The sequence below is a fragment of the Streptomyces sp. NPDC057654 genome, from assembly GCF_042800135.1.
Lineage (GTDB): Bacteria > Actinomycetota > Actinomycetes > Streptomycetales > Streptomycetaceae > Streptomyces.
The window spans coordinates 1-7504 of the sequence record NZ_JBHVHQ010000401.1; the positions used below are offsets into that span (position 1 = coordinate 1).

Here is a 7504-nt window from a genome sequence, read left to right on the forward strand (position 1 = left end):
CCCTCCCCAAACGCACTGTCGGCCTTCACCACCCACAACCAGGTGATGAAGGCCGACGTCACGCACAGGGGCCGGACCTTTTACCAACAGTGTCCCCAAGGGGGCCGGCCCCCGTCCGTCCCGGCTCAGCGCTTGCTGTCCGCGTAATTGACGAGGAACACCGCCTCCGCCAGCGACAGCCGCTCCAGCTCCTGGGGCGACACGCTCTCGTTCACGGCGTGGATCTGCGCCTCCGGCTCGCTCAGCCCGATGAGCAGGATCTCCGCCTGCGGGTAGAGCTGCGACAAGGCGTTGCACAGCGGGATCGAGCCGCCCATGCCCGCGGTCTGCATCTCCTCGTCCGGGTACGCGACGCGCATCGCCTCCGCCATCGACGCGTACGCCGGGCTCGCGGTGTCGGCCCGGAACGGCTGGCCCTCGCCGATCTGCTCGACCTCGACCCGCGCACCCCACGGCGCCGCCGACCGCAGATGCGCCGTCAGCAGCCCGGTGGCCTCCGCCGCGTCCTGGCCCGGCGGCACCCGCAGGCTCACCAGGGCCCGCGCGCCGGCCTGTACGGACGGGGTGGCGCCGATGACGGGCGGGCAGTCGATGCCGAGCACGGTGACGGCCGGGCGCGCCCAGACGCGGTCGGCGACCGTACCGGTGCCGATCAGCCCGACGCCGTCCAGCACCCTGGCGTCCTTGCGGAACTCCTCCTCCGGGTACTGGAGCCCTTCCCACGACGCGTCCGCCGACAGGCCCTCGACCGTCGTCGAACCGTCCTCGGCGCGCAGCGAGTCGAGAATCCGGATCAGGGCCGCGAGCGCGTCGGGCGCCGCCCCGCCGAACTGACCGGAGTGCAGATTGCCTTCGAGGGTGTCGACCTGGACGCGTACGAGCGTCATGCCGCGCAGCGTCGCCGTGACGGTCGGCAGGCCCACCCGGAAGTTCCCGGTGTCGCCGATGACGATGGTGTCGGCGGTGAGCAGCTCGGGGTGCGCCCGCGCGTACTGCTCCAGGCCGCCCGTGCCCTGCTCCTCCGAGCCTTCCGCGATCACCTTGACGTTCACGGGCACGCCGCCGTGCTCCTTGAGCGCGCGCAGCGCCGTCAGGTGCATGATCAGGCCGCCCTTGCAGTCCGCGGCGCCGCGCCCGTACCAGCGGCCGTCGCGCTCGGTCAGCTCGAACGGCGGCGAGAGCCACGCGGCCTCGTCCAGCGGCGGCTGAACGTCGTAGTGCGCGTACAGGAGCACGGTCGGCGCGTCCTCGGGACCGGGCAGGAAACCGTAGACCGACTGGGTGCCGTCCGGGGTGTCGAGCAGCGCGACGTCCTGGAAGCCCTCGGTGCGCAGCGCCTCGGCCACCCAGTTCGCGGCGGCCTCGCACTCGCTCCGGGGGAACTGGGCCGGATCGGCGACCGACTTGAAGGCCACGAGTTCGGCCAGCTCGGCCTTGGCCCGCGGCTGGAGGGAGGCGACTGTCCGGGCGAGCGCGGGGTGGGCGGTCGGCGGGGTCGAGGCGTGCTCCATGGAACGCTCCTTGTGGGCGCGACGTTATGTCCGTACGTGGGCGTCCGTAAGCGAGGTCCGTACGTACGGACGATTTCAGAGGTCCGATCTTCCCACAGGGGGATCGTCGTACGGCGGCCCGTAGGATGCGGGCGACAGCCGGAGCCAGGCAGCGAGCGGGAGTAGAAGCACAGGTGAGCAGCGACAACGCAGCCCAGGACAGCGGAGCGACCGACGAGTCGGTGGACGAGTCGGTGTGGGACGTCGTGGTGGTGGGCGGCGGGCCCGCGGGGGCCTCGGCCGCCTATGCCGCGGCCGTCGCCGGCCGCAGGGTGCTGCTGCTGGAGAAATCCGAGCTGCCCCGCTACAAGACCTGCGGCGGCGGCATCATCGGGCCGTCCCGCGATTCCCTGCCACCAGGCTTCGAGCTGCCGTTGCGGGACCGCGTGCACGCCGTCACCTTCTCCCTCAACGGCAAACTCACGCGCACCCGCCGCTCGAAGCAGATGCTCTTCGGGCTCATCAACCGGCCCGAGTTCGACGCCTCCCTGGTCGAGACCGCCAAGGAGGCGGGCGCCCGGGTGCGTACGGGCACGACCGTCTCGCGCGTCGAGCAGCACGGCTCCTCGGTGCCCGACCGGCGCACCGTCGCCGTCGTGCTCGCGGACGGCGAGATCGTGCTGGCGCGCGCGGTGATCGGCGCGGACGGCAGCGCCAGCAGGATAGGAGCGCACGTCGGCGTCAAGCTCGACCAGGTCGACCTCGGCCTGGAGTCGGAGATTCCGGTGCCGCCGACAGTGGCGGAGGACTGGGCCGGCCGCGTGCAGATCGACTGGGGCCCGATGCCCGGCAGCTACGGCTGGGTCTTCCCCAAGGGGGACACCCTGACCGTCGGCGTGATCTCGGCGCGTGGCGAGGGCGCGGGCACCAAGCGTTATCTGGAGGACTTCATCGCCCGCCTCGGCCTCGCGGGCTTCGAGCCGAGCGTCTCCTCCGGCCATCTGACCCGCTGCCGTTCCGACGACTCGCCGCTCTCCCGCGGCCGGGTGATCGTCTGCGGCGACGCGGCCGGGCTGCTGGAGCCGTGGACGCGGGAGGGCATCTCCTTCGCGCTGCGGTCGGGGCGGCTCGCGGGGGAGTGGGCGGTCCGCATCTCCGAGGCGCAGGACGCGGTCGACGCGCGCCGCCAGGCGCTCAACTACGCCTTCGCGATCAAGGCCGGGCTCGGCGTGGAGATGGGCGTGGGCCGCCGGATGCTGACCGCCTTCGAGCGCCGCCCCGGCGTCATGCACGCGGCCGTCACGAGCTTCCGGCCCGCCTGGCAGGCCTTCGCGAAGATCACCCGAGGCACGACGACGCTCGCCGAGATCGTACGGACCCACCCGATGGCCCGCCGCGCGCTCGCCGCGATGGACCGGCCGCAGCCGGGGAACCGGACGGGCGGCCGGGGCGGGATCCGCGGCGGAAGACGTGCCGAGCAGCAGGCCGAGGAGCAGCCGGGGGAGGACCGGACGGAGAATCAGCCGGGGACGCAGGCGGGATAGGGGGTCGGCGCTGGTCGGGCTTGCGCCCGAGCGGACGGCGCTCAGCCGGGGTTCAGGCCGTCGCCCGTACTCCCGGGGAAGTACGGGTGATCACCACGTGTGGCTGACGCGCCCCGCGCCGCCGCCGTCTAGCGTGGCCGGCATGAGCAGCGAGAGGCGGGCGACGTGGGCGCGCGAGCGCGGCGGCGGCTCGCCATGGGCGCGCGAAGGCGACGGCGACGGTCCGCCGTGGGACCGCTGGCTGCGTCGCCCCGCCGACCGCCCGCCCTGGCTCTCCTCGCTCGCCGTCGCCGTGATTCAGCAGGTCGGCACCGGCTTCGCCGCCCACAGCCAGATCGACCGCGCGCCCGTGGACCCGTTCGCCAGGGCGCTGCTCCTGATCGGGCCGCTCTTCATGCTGGTACGCCACCGCCGTCCGGCCCTCGCCGTCCTCGGCGCGTCCGTCGCCGCCACGGTCTACCTCGGCGCGGGCTACCCGTACGGACCGGTCTACGTCAGCGTCGTCATCACCTGCTTCACCGCCGTACTCGCCGGGCACCGCCACGCCGCCTGGGCAGCGGTGACCCTGCTGTGGGCCGGTCAGGTGCTCGCCGCGCACTGGCTCTACCGCCGGCTCCCGCCGACCGGCGACGGCCCCGGCAGCTGGGTGTCGGACTCGGGGACCGCGGCCTGGCTGCTGGTCGTCGTCGCCGTGTCCGAGCTGGTACGGGGCCGGCGCGAGCAATGGGCGCGCGACCGCGCGGAACGGGCGGCAGCCGAGCGCCGCCGCGGCGACGAGGAACGGCTGCGCATCGCCCGCGAACTCCACGACGTACTGGCGCACAGCATCTCCGTCATCAACGTCCAGGCGGGCGTCGGCCTCGCCCTTCTCGACCGGGACCCCGAGCAGGCCCGTACCGCGCTGACCACCATCAAGGCGGCCAGCAAGGAGGCGCTCGGCGAGGTCCGCCAGGTGCTCGGCGCCCTGCGCGCGCCCGGCGACGCGCCCCGCTCGCCCGCGCCGGGGCTCGACCGGCTCCCGGAACTGACGGAGCAGGCGGCGAGCGCCGGGCTCATCGTGGACGTCGCCGCCGAGGGCGTACGGGCCGAACTGCCGCCCGCCACCGACCTGGCGGCCTTCCGCATCGTCCAGGAAGCCCTCACCAACATCGTCCGCCACTCCGGCTCGCGCACCGCGCGCGTACGCCTGCGCTACGCCCCTGACCTCCTCGAACTCCGCGTGGACGACGACGGCCCCGCCACCACGGCGGACAGCGACGCGCCCGGCGTGACGGGCGGCGGCAACGGCCTCGTCGGCATGCGCGAACGCGTCGCCGCGTTCGGCGGCGACCTCGACGCGGGGCCCCGGCCGGACGGCGGTTTCCGCGTCGTCGCCCGCATCCCGCTCAGGCCGCCGCCGACCAGTCCATCGGGCGGGCCGCCGACCGGGCATTCGGGCGACTCACGAGGCGGTCCGACGGGCGGGGGCGGGGCTACGGTGACCCCACCTCAGGACAAGGAGACCCCGTGATCCGCGTACTGCTCGCCGACGACCAACTGCTGGTACGCGCCGGGTTCCGGGCGCTGCTCGACGCCGAGCCCGACATCGAGGTGGCGGGCGAGGCGGCCGACGGCGAACAGGCGGTGGAGCAGGTGCGCGCGCTCCGTCCCGACGTGGTCCTCATGGACATCCGCATGCCGGTCCTCGACGGCCTCGCCGCCACCCGCCGCATCACCGAGGACCCGGCGCTGGCCGAGGTCAAGGTCGTCATGCTCACCACCTTCGAACTGGACGAGTACGTCTTCGAGGCCATCCGCTCCGGCGCCTCGGGCTTTCTCGTGAAGGACACCGAGCCCGAGGAACTGGTGCGTGCGGTACGGGCCGTGGTCGACGGCGACGCGCTCCTCTCGCCCGGCGTGACGCGCCGCCTGATCGCGGAGTTCGCCGCCCGTTCCAAGGAACCGGCCGCCGTTCCCGGGCTCGCGGACCTCACCGAACGCGAACGGGAGGTGATGGCGCTCGTCGGCGTCGGCCTCTCCAACGAGGAGATCGCCCGCCGCCTCGTCGTCTCCCCGCTCACCGCCAAGACCCACGTCAGCCGCACCATGGTCAAACTCGGCGTCCGCGACCGCGCGGGGCTCGTCGTCCTCGCCTACGAGTCGGGGCTGGTACGGCCGGGATGGCTGGGGTGAGGAGCCGGCGGCCCGGGTGGGGCGGGCGGTACGGGCAGGTGCGGGCGGCTTCCCGTACGCCCGGGGGTCCGGCGGCTCAGCGGCTCAGCCGTTCGTCGACTCGGCGGCTCAGCGCCCGAGCGAGGCTCAGTGGTCCAGCGGCTCAGTGATCCAGCAGCTCAGAACAGCGCGTCGGGGCCGGACGGCGCCGGGGCCCGTACGGTCACGGTGGTCGTCGCTTCGGGCGGCGCGGCCGACAGGGGCCAGCCGGCCAGCTGCCGCGCGTCGGTCAGCAGCAGCCGCCCGTCACCTGTTTCGACGTACACATCCGGGCCGGCGACCGCCGCCACCGTGCCCGCCAGCGTCTGCCCGGCGGCCGGCTCGACCGTGCCGTCCGGCGGACGCAGCCGCTCCAGATGGAACGCCGTGTCATGGTGCACCGGCCGGAAGTCCATGACGGACAGCGACTCCGGCAGGCCGGGCAGGCCGCGTGCCCGCTCGTGGAGGGCCGCCAGTTCGGCCGCCCGGAGCGGTTGCGGCGGCAGCGCGTGCCGGGCGGTGCGCTTCGCCGCGTACGGGAACCGGTCCGGCACCGCCAGCGCCGCGCCGAGCACCGCCTCCGCCCTGCGCGCGGACATCAGCGGACCGCGCCCCAGCAACGCGTAGGACAGCGCCGCCTGTTCGAGAAGCCGAACCCCCTCCCGCTCGGTTGCCGTGATGCCGACCTTGATCAAGTCCGGCCCGAACCAGGCCAGATAGACGTCGTACGGGCGTGGGTCGTCCGCGATGGTGTCGGCGGCCACCGAGTGCGAACGGTCCAGCCGCGCGCACTGCGGGCACTGCGCGGAGACGGCCGACAGGGACAGCGAGGCCCCCTCCGGGCACGGCGTGTGCCGTCCGCCCCTGCGCACTCCGACGCAGCGGCGCCGCTCCCCGATGGTGAACGCCAGCGGCCGGTCCGGCGGCAGCGGTGACGAGCGCTCACCCCGCGTCGGATGGAGCCAGGACAGAGCGGGCCCCGAGTGGTCCCACCGCAGCCCCGTGCACTGCCAGTCCCCGCGCTCCGAGCTCATCCCCGCACCGTAACCGAATCGCCGAGAACGCTTGCGGCCGGTCCACGCCACGTTCCGACCAGCGGATTCGCGCCAGATGGCGATGGGCAGGCCGGCCGACTGACCTCGCACCGCTCGCCGCAGTCCGTACCCCCGCTCGTATCGCTGTATCGCTGTATCGCCATGACGCCGAGATGTTGCGTCGGTCCCCAACAGACGTCCGCCGTCTCACCTCCTCCCGATCGTCGACTTCTCCCGCCACAGATCCGCCAGCGACGAGTCGCCCGCGACGCTCACCTTGTCCAGCGGAAGGCGGTTCCACAGCAAGAGGTAGAGGTCGCCCGCGCCCCCGCTGAGTTCGCAGTCAGCGGCCGTTGCGCCCTCCGGCAGATGCTGGGTGCGTATGGTGCGCGGTGCCTCCTCCGACAGACATATCGTCCAGACGTCTTCCGTGTCCGTGGCCCGTATGCGCAGGGTGCGCCGCGTGGAGGTACGCGCCTTGCTGGTCTTCAGCCCGTGGAACCCCACGACGATCTCGTCGATCCCATCGGCGGCGAAGTCGGCCGGGAAGGCCGGGAAGGGCGAGAAGGGCGAGAAGGGCGGGGACGGCGGGGACGGCGGGGACGCAGCCCCGAGCGCCGCTTGCACGTCGACGCGGTGGATCGCGATTTCATGGGCCTGGCGCCGGGCCCAGAAGACGAGCGGCGACGGCGCGGGCAGGAAGGTCCAGCATTCGAGGTCCGCGGGCGCGGCGGTGAGCGTCGCGAGCAGGCGGCGGTGGCCGTCGCGGAACCACTCGATCAACTCGACCCCGTCCGGTTCGGAGCCAGTGGACGGCTGAACCGGCTCAGTCAGCCCCTCGGCCACGTATCGGGCAGCCCAACGGTGCACCTGCCCCAGGTGCCTCAGCAGGTCACGCACCCGCCACTCGGGGCAGGTCGGCACCGGAGCGTCGAGCCCAGCCCGCTCGGCGGCCTCGGCCAGCAACTGGCCGTCCCGCTCGATGGATTCGATGTATGCGGCGGTGTCCATGAAAGAAATTGTGACAGCCGCCACTGACAAGGCACCGGTTATCCACAGGCGCAGTTACGGCCGTTGCCGGGGCCGCAGTGGTAGCGCCGTAGCCGTCACTGACCGCGCGTGGATTTCCGGGTGAGGAAGGCGATCAGCGCGGCGACGGCGGCGAGCAGCGCGACCGTCGTGAGCGCGGTCGGCAGCGACCAGCGGTCGGCGAGGAAGCCGATGGCGGGCGGGCCGAGCAGCATGC

6 protein-coding genes and 1 pseudogene are annotated in these 7504 nt (G+C 73.4%); 3 read left to right on the forward strand and 4 right to left on the reverse strand.

Going from position 1 to position 7504, the window contains the following annotated elements; translation table 11 throughout:
• Positions 1–125: 125 nt before the first annotated feature.
• Positions 126–1511: a dipeptidase gene (locus ACFU99_RS25785; RefSeq protein WP_384395945.1), complete on the reverse strand. Its 1386-nt coding sequence runs from the start codon at positions 1509–1511 to the stop codon at positions 126–128.
• 173 nt (positions 1512–1684) lie between these two features.
• Here ACFU99_RS25785 and ACFU99_RS25790 point away from each other — a divergent pair, with 173 nt between their 5' ends.
• From ACFU99_RS25790 to ACFU99_RS25800, 3 genes are all read left to right on the forward strand, one after another.
• The gene (locus tag ACFU99_RS25790) at positions 1685–3034 is read left to right on the forward strand and encodes a geranylgeranyl reductase family protein (protein WP_384395948.1); all 1350 of its coding nucleotides are present in this window, start codon (positions 1685–1687) and stop codon (positions 3032–3034) included.
• A 142-nt stretch (positions 3035–3176) separates the two neighbouring features.
• Positions 3177–4544 carry a sensor histidine kinase gene (locus ACFU99_RS25795; protein ID WP_384395951.1) on the forward strand — a complete coding sequence of 456 codons (1368 nt, stop codon included), beginning with the start codon at positions 3177–3179 and terminating at the stop codon, positions 4542–4544.
• On the forward strand, positions 4541–5206 hold the full coding sequence (locus tag ACFU99_RS25800; RefSeq protein WP_384395954.1) for a response regulator: 666 nt from the start codon (positions 4541–4543) through the stop codon (positions 5204–5206). The genes ACFU99_RS25795 and ACFU99_RS25800 overlap by 4 nt, the downstream gene beginning before the upstream one ends.
• Before the next feature lie 158 nt (positions 5207–5364).
• On the opposite strand, the gene ACFU99_RS25805 is transcribed toward ACFU99_RS25800, so the two are convergent.
• The 3 genes and pseudogenes from ACFU99_RS25805 to ACFU99_RS25815 form a co-directional block, all read right to left on the reverse strand.
• Positions 5365–6258, reverse strand: a complete 894-nt coding sequence (locus ACFU99_RS25805; protein WP_384395957.1) for a DUF2797 domain-containing protein — start codon at positions 6256–6258, stop codon at positions 5365–5367.
• A gap of 207 nt (positions 6259–6465) precedes the next feature.
• A complete protein-coding gene (locus tag ACFU99_RS25810; protein WP_384395960.1) occupies positions 6466–7269 on the reverse strand; it encodes a maleylpyruvate isomerase family mycothiol-dependent enzyme in 804 nt (267 codons plus the stop codon).
• Positions 7270–7364: 95 nt separating this feature from the next.
• Positions 7365–7504 (reverse strand): annotated as a pseudogene (locus ACFU99_RS25815) (MFS transporter); the annotation flags it as partial.